The sequence below is a fragment of the Sphingopyxis sp. SE2 genome, from assembly GCF_032227185.1.
In the GTDB taxonomy this organism is placed as follows: domain Bacteria; phylum Pseudomonadota; class Alphaproteobacteria; order Sphingomonadales; family Sphingomonadaceae; genus Sphingopyxis.
In genome coordinates, this window is record NZ_JAPMXW010000001.1 from 2,828,835 (window position 1) to 2,844,030 (window position 15,196).

Below are 15,196 nucleotides of genomic sequence, written 5' to 3' on the forward strand. Positions count from 1 at the left end.
ATTCAAAGCCGAACAGCATCTAGCCGGGCAGCGGCGCCAGGTCGGGTTCGACGAAACCGCGCCGCGCGGGAACCGAAAAGAGCAGTTCGCGGCTGTAGAAGCGCAGCGGCCAGTCGCGGTGGCCGACGTCGGACAGCAGCAGCGCGTTGACGCGCGCCGCAAGCCCCGTCTCGGCCGTTTCCCGCAGGAACAGCCGCACGCCGACGACATAGGCGCGCGTGATGCTGTCGTGATAGCCATTATGGTCGTCGTTCACGCCACCGACGCTCTCGTTGAAGCGGCGGATCAGGCCTGCGATCTCGGCATCGATATCGATGTCGGGGCGCTCGGTCAGGAGCCAGAGGCACGCGCCGAGATGCGCCTCGTGCGTCCACGCCTCGCGCGGCAACGCGCACGCCAGCAAGCCTTTACCAAGCGCGCGGATGTCTTCGTCGCGCGCGAACAGACGTGGTATATATTCGGTAGTCATTTGTCCGGTCCTTCCGGGTGAATGAACACCCGGAAGCGATCCGGGTCAATTATGCGGCGACGGCCGCCCGCGGTGCCGCCTGGCGGACGCCTTCGTCGACATGCTCCGCAAATTGCGCGAAATTTTCGATGAATTGGCCGACAAGCGTCTGCGCGGTGCGGTCATAGGCGGCCTTGTCGGCCCAGGCTTCGCGCGGGTCGAGCAGCGCTGAATCGACGCCCGGAACCGCGACGGGGACCATGAAGCCGAAATTGGGGTCCTTGCGGAATTCGGCGTCATTGAGGCTGCCGTCGAGCGCGGCGTTGAGCAGCGCGCGGGTCGCCTTGATCGGCATGCGCTTGATGCCGTCCATCGTCGCCATGCCGCCGGTCCAGCCGGTGTTGACGAGCCAGCACTGGACGCCGCCCCTGGCGATGCGGTCCTTGAGCAGATTGCCATAAACCGACGGATGGCGCGGCATGAAGGGCGCGCCGAAGCAGGTCGAGAAGGTCGCCTCAGGCTCGGTCACGCCGATCTCGGTCCCCGCGACGCGCGCGGTGTAACCCGACAGGAAGTGATACATCGCCTGATCGGGGGTCAGCTTCGCGATCGGGGGCAGCACGCCGTACGCATCGGCGGTGAGCATGATCACCGTCTTGGGCACCGGGCCCATATTCTGTTCCGACGTGTTCGGAATGAAGTCGATCGGGTAGGAGCCGCGGCTGTTCTCGGCGAGGCTCGCGTCGTCGAAATCGAGTTCGCGCGTCGCGGGGTCCATCACGACATTTTCGAGGATCGTGCCGAAGCGCTTGGTCGTCGCGAAAATCTCGGGCTCGGCCTCGGGCGAGAGGCGGATCATCTTGGCATAGCAGCCGCCCTCGAAATTGAAGACCGCGGTATCCGACCAGCCATGCTCGTCGTCGCCGATCAGCGTGCGCGAGGCGTCGGCCGACAGCGTCGTCTTGCCGGTGCCCGAAAGGCCGAAGAAGACGGCGGTGTCGCCGTTCGCGCCAATGTTGGCCGAACAGTGCATCGGCATCACGCCCTTTACCGGGAGCAGATAGTTCAAGATGCCGAACACCGACTTCTTCATCTCGCCGGCATATTGCGTGCCGCCGATCAGGATCAGCTTCTCGGTGAAATTGACCGCGATCACCGTTTCGCTCCGCGTGCCGTGCTTCGCCGGGTCGGCGCGGAAGCTCGGCAGGTCGATGATCGTATATTCGGCCGCGAAATCCACGAGCTCGGCCGCGGTGGGGCGACAGAGCAAGGTGCGGATGAACTGGCTGTGCCAGGCGAATTCGGTGACGACCTGCACCGCGACGCGGTGCTCGGGCTGCGAGCCGCCGAACAGTTGCTGGCGATAGAGGCGTGGACGTTCGGCGAGGTGCGCGAGGAAATCGGCCTTGAGCGACGCGAAATGATTGGGGGTCATGGGGACGTTCGTCTTGCCCCACCAGATGGTGTCGGCGGTCTCGGCGTCCTGAACGATGAACTTGTCCTTGGCGCTGCGCCCCGTGTGCTTGCCCGTCTCGACGACAAGCGGGCCGTCCTTGGCGAGCCGGCCTTCGCCGTGGCGCACCGCGTCCTCGATCAGCGCCGACGTGCCCCAGTTTTCGGCCACCTCCGCCTTCGTCTCGATGCTGTCGCGGCCGAACACAATCTTGGTCATTTGCTTCGCCTTTCCTTGCCGGACAGCGTCCTTGCATACCTATGCAATGCTTAGCGCGCTAATGGGCTGGCCCGCATATACATGGGTGCCGACGTGTCCGCCGATTCCGAAATCCCGGCCGCGTTAGCGACGGCGGGGGCCGAGGTCAAAAGATTAACGTGGCGCAGTGCAGCATGTGCGACGAGCGCATGACCAAGGGAACCGGTGCCACGCGCGCGGTTGTCGCTGAACGCCGGATAGGCTAATCGCTCCCTTGGAGCCCGCCCAATGGAAAGAGCATGACGGCAACCATCGCGCTGGTCGACGACGACCGCAATATCCTGCAATCGCTGTCGATCGCGCTGCAAGCCGAGGGATTCGTCACGCGCGTCTATTCGGACGGCGAGGCGGCGCTGAAGCCGTTGATCGACAATCCGCCCGACCTGGCCGTTTTCGACATCAAGATGCCGCGGATGGACGGGCTCGAACTGCTGCGGCGGCTGCGCGAGAAGAGCCAGCTTCCCGTCATCTTCCTGACCAGCAAGGACGACGAGATCGACGAGGCGCTGGGCCTCGCGATGGGCGCCGACGACTATATCGCCAAACCCTTTTCGCAGCGGCTGGTGATCGCGCGCATCCGCGCCATTCTGCGCCGCGTCGAGCTCAACCGGAGCGCGCCGAGCGAGGACGACGAGCCCGTCGCCGAGCCGATCACGCGCGGGCGGCTGAGCATGGACCCGGCGCGGCACAAGGTCGCCTGGGACGGCAAGGATGTGACGCTGACCGTCACCGAATTCCTGATCCTCGAAACGCTCGCGAGCCGCCCCGGCGTCGTGCGCAGCCGCAATCAGCTGATGGACGCCGCCTATCAGGACGACGTCTATATCGACGACCGCACGATCGACAGCCACATCAAGCGCCTGCGCCGCAAGTTCCGCGAGGTCGATCCCGAATTCGACGCGATCGCGACCCTCTATGGCGCGGGCTACCGCTTCGCCGATGAAAGCTGACGCCCCGAAACCCGACCGGCTGAAGGCCGACGCGAGCATCGCCGAACAGGAGGAATCGCCGCTCGTCTGGTCGGCGCGCTGGTCGCTGACCACCCGCATCCTCGCGGTCAATATCCTCGCCGTCGCGCTGCTCGCGGGCGGCTTCTATTATCTCGACACCTATCGCAGCCGTCTGGTCGACACGCGCATCGAGGTGATGAAAGACCAGCTCGCGATGCTCGACAGCGCGCTCGAAGCCGCGCGGCCCGACCAGCGCGCCAGCCTGATCAGCGAATTCACCAGGGCTACCGAATCGCGGCTGCGCTTCTATGGTGCCGACGGCAGGCGCCTCTCCGACAGCTTCGCGAACGGGCCGCCGACCTACACGCTGCGCGATCCCGAGCTGCAACCGTGGAAACGCGATGCCGCGCGCGCGATGGACCGCGGCATCGACTGGATCGTGGGCGCACCAAGCTATCCCGATTTCGAGGAACCGCGCGTCGACCGCGCGCAGTCGTGGCCCGAAGTCGTCGAGGCGCAGCGAAGCGGCCTCGCGGCGAGCCGCTTCCGTTATGCGCCCGAGCGCACGCCGCTGCTCAGCGCCGCGCGCGTCGTCGATCTCGAAGCGCCGCAAACGGTGCTGATGACGCTCAACGCGCGCGACATCACGCGCACGGTGCGCGCCGAACGCTTCCGGCTCGCGGTGGTCATCCTCGTCGTGCTGATGGCGTCGGTGCTGCTCTCGCTCTTCCTCGCGCGCACGATCGTCCGCCCATTGCGCCGCCTCGCGCGCGCTGCCGTCCGCGTCCGGCTAGGCCGCGCGCGCGAAGTCGTGGTGCCGCGCCTGCCGAGCCGCCGCGACGAGATCGGCACGCTGGCGCGCGCGCTGTCGGACATGACGCAAGCCCTTCGCGAGCGCATCGACGCGGGCGAGCATTTCGCCGCCGACGTGACGCACGAGCTCAAGAACCCGATCGCCTCGGTCCGCTCGGCGATCGAGGGGCTCGGCCGCGTCAAGAGCGACGAGCAGCGCGCGCAATTGCTCCGCATCGCCGACGAAGACGTCCGCCGGCTCGACCGGCTGGTGAGCGACATCAGCGAGGCGAGCCGCGTCGATGCGCAACTGTCGCGCACCCTGTTCGAACCCGTCGACGTCGGCATCATGATCGAATCGATGCTCGCCGCGCGCGCCGCGCGCGTCGAGGCGGGCGCGCCGCACCCGCGCGTCGCCTTCGCCCGCCCGCGCAAGGGGACGACCGTGGTGATGGGCGACGGCCACCGGCTCGAGCGCGCGATCGACAATGTCATCGACAATGCGATCAGCTTCTCGCCCGCGAACGGTCTCGTCTGCGTGTCGGCGACCCGCCTCGGCGACGAGGTGCATGTGAAGGTCGACGACGACGGCCCGGGAATCGAACCGGCGCAGCGCGACGCGATTTTCCGCCGCTTTCACAGCGAGCGCCCCGCGAGCGAAGCGTTCGGGCGCCACAGCGGCCTCGGCCTCGCGATCGCGCGGACGATCGTCGAAGGCCACAGCGGGACGATCAGCGCCCGGGATCGCGACGACGGCAATCCGGGCGCGAGCCTGCTGATCACGCTGCCGGCGCGCGAGGGCGGACAGGAGGCGGGCTGAACAATCCTCCCTGTCGCGCAGCGATGGGGAGGGGGACCGCTCGCGAAGCGAGTGGTGGAGGGGCCGCGACGTCGCGTCATGGCCCCTCCGTCAGCGGCTCCGCCGCTGCCACCTCCCCATGGCTTCGCCACAGGGAGGATCAGTTTGTCGCCTTGCGGCCCCGCTTCGGCGCCGGTAAGCCTTGCGCCATGCTTCCGAGCCGGACCAGAACCGAAATCGTCAATATCCATGCGAGCTGCGTCGCGGCGGGCAATGGCGGCGTCCTGATTCTCGGCAATTCGGGGCAAGGCAAGTCGGACCTTGCGCTGCGGCTGATCGATCGCGGCGCCAAGCTGGTCGCCGACGACCGCTGCGATATCTGGTTCGATCGGGGGCGCCTGTGGTGCCGCCCGCCCGAGGCGCTCGCCGGCAAGCTCGAGGTGCGCGGGATCGGCATCGTCGAGCGCCCGTGGACGGCGCCGGTGTCGCTCGCGCTCGCGGTGCGCCTCTCCGACCGTTACGACCGCATGCCCGCGGTGGGTCAGGTCGAAACGGTCGCGGGCCATCCGCTTCCCGCGCTGCTCTTGTCGGCGTTCGAAGCATCGGCGCCGATCAAGATCCTGCTCGCGCTCGAACAGCTGGCGCCCGCGGCATGAGCCAGGATGCCGAATCGCGGCTGCTGCTCGTCACCGGCCTGTCGGGCGCGGGCAAGTCGACCGTGCTCAAGGTGCTCGAGGATCTCGGCTGGGAGGTGGTCGACAACTTGCCCCTAGCCTTGCTCGAAACGCTAATCGACGCCCCTGCCAAGCGCGGCGAGGCGGGGCGCCCGCTCGCGATCGGTATCGACAGCCGCAGCCGCGGCTTCCGCCCCGCCTTGCTCGTCCGGCGGATCAAGGAATTGCGCGAAAGCGGCCGCCGCGACATCCAGACTTTGTTCCTCGACTGCGCCGGCGCCGAGCTCGAGCGCCGCTTTTCCGAAACGCGGCGGCGCCACCCGATGGCCGAGGACCGCCCCGCCGCCGACGGGATCGCGCGCGAGCGCGAGATGATGGAGCCGCTCCGCCGCTGGGCCGAGCATGTCGTCGACACGACCAATTACAGCAGCAACGATTTGCAGCAGGAAATCCGCCAGCGCTTCGCCGCCGCGAACGACGGCGAACCGGTGCTCAACATCCTGAGCTTCGGCTTCGCGCGCGGCCTGCCGCGCAACGCCGACCTGGTGTTCGACATGCGCTATCTGCGCAACCCGCATTGGGACCCGAAGCTCAAGCCCGGCACCGGGCTCGACGCCGACGTCGCCGCCTATGTGATCGCCGATCCGGCCTATGAGGACAGCGTGTCGCAGATCGAGCGGCTGATCCTGACATTGCTGCCGCGCTACCGCGCCGAGGGCAAAAGCTATGTCACTATTGCCTTTGGCTGCACCGGCGGGCGGCACCGGTCGGTCCATGTCGCGGCGCGGGTGGCTCAAACGCTGCGCGAGTCCGGTTATGAGCCAGCGTTGACCCACCGCAATCTTGACTCCGCCCCGCAAGATGGGCTTGAGGGCAGGCCCCCGCCCGCTTCTCCCGTAACCGGCGGCAACATATAAGGGTCGACGACTGCATGGGTAACGACAAGGCTCTGCCGCTCTTGGGAATGGTGCTCGTCACCCACGGCCGTCTCGCCGAGGAAATGGTGCGCGCGATGGAGCATGTCGTCGGTCCGCAAAGGGCGATCGCGACCGTGTGCATCGGCCCCAACGACAATATGGAAATGCGCCGCAAGGAAATCGCCGACGCGATTCGCAAGGTCGACGAGGGCCGCGGCGTCGTGATGCTGACCGACCTGTTCGGCGGCACGCCATCGAACCTCGCGATCAGCCTGCTCGAAGCGGGGCGCACCGAAGTGATCGCCGGCGTCAACCTGCCGATGCTGATCCGCCTCGAAAGCGCCCGCAAGACGATGGAACTTCGCGCCGCGGTGATCGCGGCGAAGGAAGCCGGCCAGAAATATATTTCGGTCGCGTCGGAAATGCTGGGAGTAGGCCCTTGAACGAAAATAGCGAGACGGTCGAAATCACCAATCAGCGCGGGCTGCACGCGCGCGCCAGCGCCAAATTCGTGACCTTCGTCAGCCGCCTGCCCGAAAGCGTGTCGGTCGAGGTCGAAAAGGGCGGCAGCCGCGTCAACGGCACATCGATCATGGGACTGATGATGCTCGGCGCCGCGAAGGGCGATTCGATCACCATCCATACGAAGGGCGACGGCGCCGACGCGGCGCTGCTCAAGCTGGTCGGGCTGGTCAAGGACAGCTTCGGCGAGGATTGATATTCTTCCTCGCATCCCCGAGCGAAGACGAGGGGCCATGCCGAGCGAAGTCGAGGCAGCAACGTGGCGGTTCTCGCTACGCTCGAACGAGCCCCTCGTCTTCGCTCGGGGATGCGGGGTCCTGCCTTAAGGATTAGCGTTGACCCATCGCCGCAGCACAATCGAAAGCCTCTCCAATCCGCTGGTCAAGCGGATGCGGCTGCTGCGCGAGAAGCGCCATCGCCGCGCCGAGCGGCTGTTCCTCGCCGAAGGGCTGCGCATCGCGACCGAGGCGCGTGAGGCGGGAATATTGCCTTTATGGCTGTTCCTCGGCCCCGAGGGAGCGGCGCATCCGCTGGCGAAGGCGCTGGCCGACGCAACCTTGGCGGCGGGGGGCGAGGTGATCGACACAACGCCGGCGATCCTTTCCAAATTGTCGGGCAAGGATAATCCGCAGACGGTCGTCGGCATCTATGCCGAGCCCGAAACCGCGCTCGCCGATCTCGACCGCGACGCGGCGCCGATCTGGCTCGTCGCCGAGCGCCTCCGCGACCCCGGCAATCTCGGCACGATGCTGCGCACCGGCGACGCGGTCGGCGCGGGCGGGCTGATCCTGCTCGATGACAGCACCGATCCCTATGCGGTCGAGGCGGTGCGCGCGAGCATGGGGGCGATCTTCACGCAAAAGCTGGTGGTCGCGCGCTGGGAGGAATTCCTCCCCTGGCTGCGCCAGGGGCCGGGCCAGCTCGTCGCGACCTGGCTCGGCGGCGACACCGAGGATTATCAGGCAGTGCGCTATGCCGCGCCGACCTTCATCCTCACCGGCAATGAATCGCAGGGGCTGCCGCCCGAATATGCCGCCGCCGCCGACGTGCGGGTCAAGATGCCGATGCTGGGCAAGGCCGACAGTTTGAACGCCGCGGTCGCGACCGCCGTGATGGCCTATGAGGTGCTGAACCAGCGGCGGCGATAGTTTTCCATCGGAGTTTTCTGTAACCTTCGCCATGCTGAACTCGATTCAGCATCCATTCTTCCTTCGGCCGATAAGCAGACGCCGAATGGATCCCGGATCTCCTGAGCTTGTCGAAGGACCGGGATGACGACGAGGAAAGGTCCGTTCGATGATCCGCACCCCGCTTCTGATTGCCCTGCCCGTCTTTGCCGCCCTCGCCGCCTGCGCACCCGCGGCCGACATGCCGCGCGGCCCCGGCGAACCGCCCGCCGCCTATATGGCGCTCGGCACCGAACCCGGATGGACGCTCGAGATCACGCCGTCGCGGCTCAATTACGACGGCGATTATGGCGAGACCAAGATCATGGTGCCGAACCCCGGCGCGCGCGCCGTCACGGACGGCGAAGAATATGTGACCGACCGGCTGAAGGTCGAGATCGCGCGCGGCGAATGCAGCGACGGGATGAGCGACCGCCGCTATCGCGACACGGTGACCGTCGTCGCCGACGGCAAGACGGTGAAAGGCTGCGGCGGCGGAATCTTGCCGCCGACCGAGCTGGCGGGCACCAACTGGACCTTCGTGTCGATCGGCGGGGTGCCCGTCGCGGCCGACCGCCCGACCGCGCTCGCCTTCGATGCCGACCGGCTGAGCGGCAGCGCGGGCTGCAACCGCTTCTCGGGCGGCTATTCGCTTGCCGACCGCACGCTGACCGCGGGGCCGCTGATGGCGACCAAGATGGCGTGTCCCGGCGCGGGCATGACGCAGGAAAGCGCCTTCTTCGCGCTGATGCGCGGTCCGGTAAGCCTGGCCTTCCCGACCGATGGGACGCTGATCCTGACGGGGAGCGACGGGCAGACGGCGGTGTTGAAGCGGGTGATTTGAGCTTCAAGACGCGCGTCCATCAAACCCCGTTCGTGCTGAGCTTGTCGAAGCACCGTTCTTCTTTCTGGGCCGAAGAGAAGAACGGCCCTTCGACAAGCTCAGGGCGAACGGGAGTGGGATAGGCTCGCTACTCGCCCGCGTCGTTGACCGCCGCGGGCGCGGGCGCCAGCTTAGCGAGCGGACGCGCCGCCTGTTCGGCGACGGGAAGCGCGGGAATTTCCTTGCCGCCGGTCTCGACGTCGAGCGCCTCGAACCGCTTCGCCTGCGTCAACACCTGGCTTTCGAAACTGCCGACGAAGGCGTTATAGGCGCCCGTCGCCTGATCGAGATTCTTGCCGACGCGCGCGATGTGCGAACCCATCACCGACATGCGCGCATAGAGCTCCTTGCCCAGCGCCGCGATCTCGCGCGCTTGGCCCGCGAGCTTTTCCTGCCGCCACACCGCCGCGACGGTGCGCGCGATCGCGATGAGGTTCGTCGGCGTCGCGAGCAGCACCTTGCGCTCGAACGCATAATCCCAAAGCTCGTGATCCTGATCGAGCGCGGCGACGAGGAAATGTTCGCCGGGGACGAACATCACGACGAAGTCCGGCGTGTCGTCGAACTGGTTCCAATAGCTTTTGGCGCCGAGCGTGTTGACGTGCGCGCGCATCGCCGCGGCATGCGCGGCGAGATGCGTGGCCTTCTCGCTTTCGTCGACCGCGCCGAAGGCGTCCTGATAGGCGTTGAGCGAGACTTTAGCGTCGATGACGAGGTTTTGCCCGCCGGGGACCTTGACGACGACGTCGGGACGCAGCCGTCCGCCGTCGCCATCCTGGACGCTGACCTCGGTCTGGAAATCGGCATGTTCGGAAAGCCCGCAGCTTTCAAGCACGTTCCTGAGCTGCTGCTCGCCCCAGCGCCCGCGCGCCTTGGGTGCATTGCGGAGCGCGTTGACGAGCTTCGCCGCCTCGCTCGACACGCGTTCGGTGCCCTCACGCATCGCGGCGATCTGGCCGTGGAGCAGCCCGAACGCGTCGCGGCGCTCGGCCTCGACCTTGCCGACGGCTTCCTCATATTTGGCGAGCCGCTCGTGGACGGGCGACAGCAGCGCCTTCAGATTCTGTCCCGCGCTCTCCTCGCTCTGCCGGAAACGCGCATCGGCGCGCTCGAGAAACGCCTTTTGCGCTTCGCCGAGCATCGTCTGCCCCACTTCGCGGAACTGCGCGGTGAGCGCCGCCTGCGCGTCCTTCAATTGCGCGATCTGCGCATCGTGCGCGGCGTCGCGCGCCTTTTGTTCACTGAGCAATGCCGCGAGCCGGATATCGGCCGCCTTGCGCGCCTCGGCCTCGGCCGCGAGGTCGGTCACCGCGCTCTTGAACCGTTCCGCCAACCCGTCGCGCTCGGCCTTGAGCCCGCCCGATTGCCGGCCGGCGAAAAGCCAGCCGATCAGCGCGCCGATGGCGAGGGCAACAAGGGCGACGACGAGCGAGAGTTCATCCATGCCGGGAACATAGGACGAACGCCGGGGGCTTGGCTAGCCGATAATTGGGGAACGGCACGGGTGCCGCTTTGGGGTGGGGAGCTGTCGTCCAGATACTCCCCTTTGCGCAGCAATGGGGAGGTGGCAGCCCGCAGGGCTGACGGAGGGGTCGACGCCGTCAGGCGTCGGCGCAAGGCCAGACCCCTCCACCACCGCTTCGCGGCGGTCCCCCTCCCCAGCGCTTCGCGATGGGGAGGATCGAGCGGCCGCTTCCGGTCGTAGCGCGCATCTAGCAAAGCCCGAAGCTACTCTGCCTTATTTTTGAGCGCCGCAGCGCTTCTGAACTTTTCAATCGCAGCCTGCTTGGCAGCTCTGCTCTGGCCGAGCGGGTCACCGACATGATCTAAACTCCCGTCCAGTTTCGGCACCGACTGGTGAGCGCGCGCCTTCCTGCGAGCGCTCCCCGTTCTCGTACGGCTGGCTGATACGACGCTAGACATACTCCGCAGATAACATGAAGTCCGAGAAAGCCAAATGTCCGCAATCGGTCGAATCAAGACGTCACACCGTGTTCCACGACCCGGGCAGGATCGCGCGATAGGCCTCCACGCCCGGCGCACCGCCGACCACCATGCCCTGCGTCAGCAGCCAGTAATGCCGCACGATCTCGGCCTGTTGTTCGAGCCCGTAGCGTTCGAGGAGCCAGCCGGGTTTGAGACTGTAGCTGTAGGTCGCGAACGGGTGGCGCATCAGCACCAGATACCAGCGCCCGCGCGTCTGCGCCTGCCAGACATGCGTCATTTCATGGATGAACAGCCCCTGGAGCCGCTGCGACGCCGCGCTGAAATCCTCGCAATAGAGGTCGCCGTGCGGATTGAAGTGCAGGCTGCCCATCGGCGCCATCACGATATGGCGCGGCTGGAAGAATATCCATTTATGATGGTTCACGCGCACGCGGTCATAGGCGATCGCTTCGCCGAACACCGTCCGGGCGAGCGCGATCTCGCCGGTCGTCAGCGGTCGCGACGGACGCGGCACCGATGCTTATTTCTTCGCGGCGTCGGGGACGGCCGTTTCGGCGCCCTTCTCGATCGAACCATGGTCCATCGCGCCATGATCGGCCGCGTCGGCGGCGCCTTCGGCGGGCTTGATCACCATATCGAAGAGGATGCGTTCGTTATTGTTGTTGGTGAAGACGAACGCCATCGGCAGCTTGCCCGCGCGCACCGCGGCGCCGTTGATGCCCCAGATCATCAGATGCTTGCCGCCCTGCTTGAACACCAGCTCGCCCTTGGCGGGGACCGGCGCGCGGAGCAGCGGCTTCATCGTCGTCATTCCATTCTCGCGCACGCTTTCGTGCATCTCGACCCGCTGCGCGAGGTCGCTGGTCACCGCGACCAGCTCGACGTCGCGCGGCCCGCCTTCGACGCGGAAATAGCCGACCGCCGGGCGGTCCGCCGTCGCCCCCATCACGATATGGCCGCTCACCACATTGAGCGGCTGCCCCGCACCCAGATTTTCACCGCAGCCGGTCAGGCTGAGCGCGGCGGCGGCGAGAGCGGCAAGTGCGAAGGGTTTCATTTTGGGAGGACTCCGTAAAAGCGCGACAATTCGCACCCTCGATAAGCCGTCAAAGCCCTTGTGCCAAGGATTAGCGCACCTATATCGCGCCCATGTAACCCCCAAGGGATCAACAGGACGGCGTGCCTTTTCAGGGCGCCGGAAGAAGCAACAAGGACGTAATACCAATGGCCAAAGTGATCGGGATCGACCTCGGCACCACGAACAGCTGTGTCGCGGTGATGGAAGGCGGGAAACCCAAGGTTATCGAAAATGTCGAAGGCACGCGCACGACCCCGTCGATCGTCGCCTTCGCGAAGGATGGCGAGCGCCTGATCGGCCAGCCGGCGAAGCGCCAGGCCGTCACCAACCCCGAAAATACCATCTTTGCGGTGAAGCGCCTGATCGGCCGCCGCTTCGACGATCCCATGACCAAGAAGGACATGGAGCTCGTCCCCTATTCGATCGTCAAGGGCGCCAATGGCGACGCGTGGGTCAAGGCCGGCGGCGAGGATTATTCGCCGTCGCAGATCAGCGCCTTCATCCTCCAGAAGATGAAGGAAACCGCCGAAGCCTATCTGGGCGAAAAGGTCGAGCAGGCGGTGATCACCGTTCCCGCTTACTTCAACGACGCGCAGCGTCAGGCGACCAAGGACGCGGGCAAGATCGCGGGTCTCGAAGTGCTGCGCATCATCAACGAGCCGACCGCGGCAGCGCTCGCCTATGGCCTCGACAAGACCGAGAACAAGACGATCGCGGTCTATGACCTGGGCGGCGGCACCTTCGACATCTCGATCCTCGAAGTCGGCGACGGCGTGTTCGAGGTGAAGTCGACCAATGGCGACACCTTCCTCGGCGGCGAGGATTTCGACAGCAAGATCGTCGAATATCTCGCCGACGGCTTCAAGAAGGACGAAGGCATTGATCTCCGCGGCGACAAGCTCGCGCTCCAGCGCCTGAAGGAAGCCGCCGAAAAGGCGAAGATCGAACTGTCGTCGGCCGCGACGACCGAGGTCAACCTGCCCTTCATCACCGCCGACGCCAACGGACCGAAGCACCTTGTCAAGACGATCACGCGTTCGGACCTCGAACGCCTTGTCGAAGAGCTGATCAAGCGCACGCTCGAGCCGTGCAAGAAGGCGATCAAGGACGCGGGCGTGTCGGCGAGCGAGATCGACGAAGTCGTGCTGGTCGGCGGCATGACGCGCATGCCGCGCGTCCGCGAAGTCGTGAAGGATTTCTTCGGCAAGGAGCCGCACACCGGCGTCAACCCCGACGAAGTCGTCGCGATCGGCGCCGCGATCCAGGCGGGCGTGCTGCAGGGCGACGTCAAGGATGTGCTGCTGCTCGACGTGACCCCGCTGAGCCTCGGCATCGAGACGCTGGGCGGCATCATGACAAAGATGATCGACCGCAACACGACGATCCCGACCAAGAAGAGCCAAGTCTATTCGACCGCCGACGACAATCAATCGGCGGTGACGATCCGCGTGTTCCAGGGCGAGCGCGAAATGGCGGCGGACAACAAGCTGCTCGGCCAGTTCGACCTCGTCGGCATTCCGCCCGCACCGCGCGGCGTGCCGCAGATCGAGGTGACCTTCGACATCGACGCCAACGGCATCGTGTCGGTCCACGCCAAGGACAAGGGCACCGGCAAGGAACAGCAGATCAAGATCCAGGCATCGGGCGGTCTCAGCGACGCGGACATCGACCAGATGGTCAAGGACGCCGAGCAGTTCGCCGAAGAGGACAAGGCGCGCCGCGAGGCGGCCGAGGCGAAGAACAACGCCGAAAGCCTCGTTCACTCGACCGAACGTCAGATCGCCGAACATGGCGACAAGGTCGATGCGGGCCTCAAGTCCGAGATCGAAGCCGCGATCGCCGAAACCAAGACGGCGATCGAGGGCGGCGACGCCGCCGCGATGACCGAAAAGGCCGGCGCGCTCGCGCAGGTTGCGATGAAGCTCGGCCAGGCGATCTACGAGAAGGAGCAGCAGTCGGCCGCGTCCCCCGGCGCCGACGAAGCCGATACGGCGAAGAGTGACGAAGATGTCGTCGATGCCGAATTCTCGGAAGTCGAAGACGACAAGAAGTAAGAATGAAACTCTCTCCGCCGCGCCCCATGGGTGCGGCGGAGTTGAGGGGGCCTTTTGACCTATGTCACTCGACGTCGATTATTACGAACTGCTGGAAGTCGAGCGCACCGCCGACGATGCGGCTCTGAAGGCGAGCTACCGCAAGCTCGCGATGAAATATCACCCCGACAAGAATCCGGGCTGCGGCGACAGCGAAGCGCGCTTCAAGGCGATCAGCGAAGCCTATGACTGCCTGAAGGACCCGCAGAAGCGCGCGGCCTATGATCGCTTCGGCAAGGCCGGAGTCAACGGCGGCGCGGGCGGTTTCGGCGGCGGCAACGGCGCCGATTTCGGCGATATCGGCGATATTTTCGAATCGATCTTCGGATCGGCGTTCGGCGGCGGACGCCAGCAGCGCGGCCCCGCGCGCGGCGCCGACCTGCGCTATGACATGGAAATCCGGCTCGAAGATGCCTTTTCGGGCATCACACGCGAGATTCAGGTCGACGTCGCCGCGCGCTGCGAGACGTGCGACGGATCGGGCGCGAAGCCCGGCACCTCGACCAACCGCTGCACGACCTGCGCCGGCCACGGCAAGGTGCGCGCGCAGCAGGGCTTCTTCATGGTCGAGCGCACCTGCCCGACCTGTCAGGGCGCGGGCGAGGTGATCGCCGATCCCTGCAATACGTGCCATGGCGAAGGCCGTGTCGACCGGCGCAAGACGCTGACCGTCAACATCCCCGCCGGGGTCGACGAGGGCACACGCATCCGCCTGTCGGGCGAGGGCGAGAGCGGCGCGCGCGGCGCCGCGCCGGGCGATCTCTACATTTTTCTCCACATGGCGCGGCACAAGGTCTTCGAACGCGAAGGCACGACACTGTTCACGCGCGCGCCGATCAGCTTCACGACCGCGGCATTGGGCGGCGAAATCACCATTCCCGGCCTCGACGGCAAGAAGCACGACATCAATATTCCCGCGGGCATCCAGTCGGGCAAGCAGCTCCGCCAGCGCGGCGCGGGCATGCCGGTGCTCAATGGCCGCGGCCACGGCGACCTCGTCGTCCAGATCGACGTCGAGACGCCGACCAGACTCACCGCGCGGCAGAAGGAACTGCTGTGCGAATTCCGCGAGACCGAGACCGGCGAGGAATGCCCGGCGAGCCAGGGCTTTTTCGGGCGCATCAAGGAAATGTGGGACGATTTGACGGATTGATCCGTTTCATCCCTCTCCCCTTGCGGGAGAGGGATGCGCAGACTTGCCAGCTTGCTGGCTAGG

The 15,196-nt window shown here is 66.1% G+C and carries 15 protein-coding genes; 10 read left to right on the top strand and 5 right to left on the bottom strand.

Annotation, left to right across the window (positions count from 1 at the left end; genetic code table 11):
• Nucleotides 1–19: 19 nt before the first annotated feature.
• Both OVY29_RS13465 and OVY29_RS13470 read right to left on the bottom strand, forming a co-directional pair.
• Complete coding sequence (locus OVY29_RS13465) at nt 20–469, bottom strand: hypothetical protein (RefSeq protein WP_052182172.1); 450 nt, start codon at nt 467–469, stop codon at nt 20–22.
• A 49-nt stretch (nt 470–518) separates the two neighbouring features.
• Nucleotides 519–2,120 (bottom strand): phosphoenolpyruvate carboxykinase, encoded by a 1,602-nt coding sequence (locus OVY29_RS13470; protein WP_037554898.1) that lies wholly within the window; start codon nt 2,118–2,120, stop codon nt 519–521.
• 278 nt (nt 2,121–2,398) lie between these two features.
• Between OVY29_RS13470 and OVY29_RS13475 the strand changes: the two genes are divergently transcribed.
• The 8 genes from OVY29_RS13475 to OVY29_RS13510 all read left to right on the top strand — a co-directional run bounded on the left by OVY29_RS13475 (nt 2,399) and on the right by OVY29_RS13510 (nt 8,823).
• Nucleotides 2,399–3,109: a response regulator transcription factor gene (locus tag OVY29_RS13475; RefSeq protein ID WP_037554897.1), complete on the top strand. Its 711-nt coding sequence runs from the start codon at nt 2,399–2,401 to the stop codon at nt 3,107–3,109.
• On the top strand, nt 3,099–4,721 hold the full coding sequence (locus OVY29_RS13480) for an ATP-binding protein (protein ID WP_313911573.1): 1,623 nt from the start codon (nt 3,099–3,101) through the stop codon (nt 4,719–4,721). The genes OVY29_RS13475 and OVY29_RS13480 overlap by 11 nt, the downstream gene beginning before the upstream one ends.
• Before the next feature lie 188 nt (nt 4,722–4,909).
• Entirely contained in the window at nt 4,910–5,356 is a 447-nt protein-coding gene (locus OVY29_RS13485) for a serine kinase (RefSeq protein WP_313911574.1), read from the top strand.
• The gene (gene rapZ / locus OVY29_RS13490; protein WP_313911575.1) at nt 5,353–6,291 is read left to right on the top strand and encodes an RNase adapter RapZ; all 939 of its coding nucleotides are present in this window, start codon (nt 5,353–5,355) and stop codon (nt 6,289–6,291) included. The genes OVY29_RS13485 and rapZ overlap by 4 nt, the downstream gene beginning before the upstream one ends.
• Nucleotides 6,292–6,305: 14 nt before the next feature.
• The gene (locus OVY29_RS13495) at nt 6,306–6,734 is read left to right on the top strand and encodes a PTS sugar transporter subunit IIA (RefSeq protein WP_037555413.1); all 429 of its coding nucleotides are present in this window, start codon (nt 6,306–6,308) and stop codon (nt 6,732–6,734) included.
• The gene (locus tag OVY29_RS13500) at nt 6,731–7,009 is read left to right on the top strand and encodes an HPr family phosphocarrier protein (protein WP_037555414.1); all 279 of its coding nucleotides are present in this window, start codon (nt 6,731–6,733) and stop codon (nt 7,007–7,009) included. The genes OVY29_RS13495 and OVY29_RS13500 overlap by 4 nt, the downstream gene beginning before the upstream one ends.
• Nucleotides 7,010–7,148: 139 nt before the next feature.
• The gene (locus tag OVY29_RS13505) at nt 7,149–7,961 is read left to right on the top strand and encodes a TrmH family RNA methyltransferase (RefSeq protein WP_037555415.1); all 813 of its coding nucleotides are present in this window, start codon (nt 7,149–7,151) and stop codon (nt 7,959–7,961) included.
• A 148-nt stretch (nt 7,962–8,109) separates the two neighbouring features.
• Nucleotides 8,110–8,823 carry an META domain-containing protein gene (locus OVY29_RS13510; RefSeq protein WP_037555416.1) on the top strand — a complete coding sequence of 238 codons (714 nt, stop codon included), beginning with the start codon at nt 8,110–8,112 and terminating at the stop codon, nt 8,821–8,823.
• Nucleotides 8,824–8,950: 127 nt separating this feature from the next.
• Here the strand turns inward: OVY29_RS13510 and OVY29_RS13515 are convergent, their stop codons facing one another.
• From OVY29_RS13515 to OVY29_RS13525, 3 genes are all read right to left on the bottom strand, one after another.
• On the bottom strand, nt 8,951–10,306 hold the full coding sequence (locus OVY29_RS13515; RefSeq protein WP_037555417.1) for a DNA recombination protein RmuC: 1,356 nt from the start codon (nt 10,304–10,306) through the stop codon (nt 8,951–8,953).
• Nucleotides 10,307–10,846: 540 nt separating this feature from the next.
• Nucleotides 10,847–11,323, bottom strand: a complete 477-nt coding sequence (locus OVY29_RS13520) for a hypothetical protein (RefSeq protein WP_037555418.1) — start codon at nt 11,321–11,323, stop codon at nt 10,847–10,849.
• Between the two features lie 6 nt (nt 11,324–11,329).
• The gene (locus tag OVY29_RS13525) at nt 11,330–11,866 is read right to left on the bottom strand and encodes a copper chaperone PCu(A)C (RefSeq protein ID WP_037555419.1); all 537 of its coding nucleotides are present in this window, start codon (nt 11,864–11,866) and stop codon (nt 11,330–11,332) included.
• Nucleotides 11,867–12,033: 167 nt separating this feature from the next.
• Between OVY29_RS13525 and dnaK the strand changes: the two genes are divergently transcribed.
• Both dnaK and dnaJ read left to right on the top strand, forming a co-directional pair.
• The gene (gene dnaK / locus OVY29_RS13530; protein ID WP_037555420.1) at nt 12,034–13,941 is read left to right on the top strand and encodes a molecular chaperone DnaK; all 1,908 of its coding nucleotides are present in this window, start codon (nt 12,034–12,036) and stop codon (nt 13,939–13,941) included.
• Nucleotides 13,942–14,002: 61 nt separating this feature from the next.
• Nucleotides 14,003–15,133: a molecular chaperone DnaJ gene (gene dnaJ / locus OVY29_RS13535; protein WP_037555421.1), complete on the top strand. Its 1,131-nt coding sequence runs from the start codon at nt 14,003–14,005 to the stop codon at nt 15,131–15,133.
• Nucleotides 15,134–15,196: the final 63 nt, after the last annotated feature.

Excerpts from the sequence above, each read along its gene's own strand:
- rapZ (WP_313911575.1), top strand. The coding sequence starts at position 5,353 with ATGAGCCAGGATGCCGAATCGCGGCTGCTGCTCGTCACCGGCCTGTCG.
- dnaK (WP_037555420.1), top strand. The coding sequence starts at position 12,034 with ATGGCCAAAGTGATCGGGATCGACCTCGGCACCACGAACAGCTGTGTC.
- OVY29_RS13470 (WP_037554898.1), bottom strand. The coding sequence starts at position 2,120 with ATGACCAAGATTGTGTTCGGCCGCGACAGCATCGAGACGAAGGCGGAG.
- OVY29_RS13485 (WP_313911574.1), top strand. The coding sequence starts at position 4,910 with ATGCTTCCGAGCCGGACCAGAACCGAAATCGTCAATATCCATGCGAGC.
- dnaJ (WP_037555421.1), top strand. The coding sequence starts at position 14,003 with ATGTCACTCGACGTCGATTATTACGAACTGCTGGAAGTCGAGCGCACC.
- OVY29_RS13525 (WP_037555419.1), bottom strand. The coding sequence starts at position 11,866 with ATGAAACCCTTCGCACTTGCCGCTCTCGCCGCCGCCGCGCTCAGCCTG.
- OVY29_RS13515 (WP_037555417.1), bottom strand. The coding sequence starts at position 10,306 with ATGGATGAACTCTCGCTCGTCGTCGCCCTTGTTGCCCTCGCCATCGGC.
- OVY29_RS13480 (WP_313911573.1), top strand. The coding sequence starts at position 3,099 with ATGAAAGCTGACGCCCCGAAACCCGACCGGCTGAAGGCCGACGCGAGC.
- OVY29_RS13495 (WP_037555413.1), top strand. The coding sequence starts at position 6,306 with ATGGGTAACGACAAGGCTCTGCCGCTCTTGGGAATGGTGCTCGTCACC.
- OVY29_RS13510 (WP_037555416.1), top strand. The coding sequence starts at position 8,110 with ATGATCCGCACCCCGCTTCTGATTGCCCTGCCCGTCTTTGCCGCCCTC.
- OVY29_RS13475 (WP_037554897.1), top strand. The coding sequence starts at position 2,399 with ATGACGGCAACCATCGCGCTGGTCGACGACGACCGCAATATCCTGCAA.
- OVY29_RS13465 (WP_052182172.1), bottom strand. The coding sequence starts at position 469 with ATGACTACCGAATATATACCACGTCTGTTCGCGCGCGACGAAGACATC.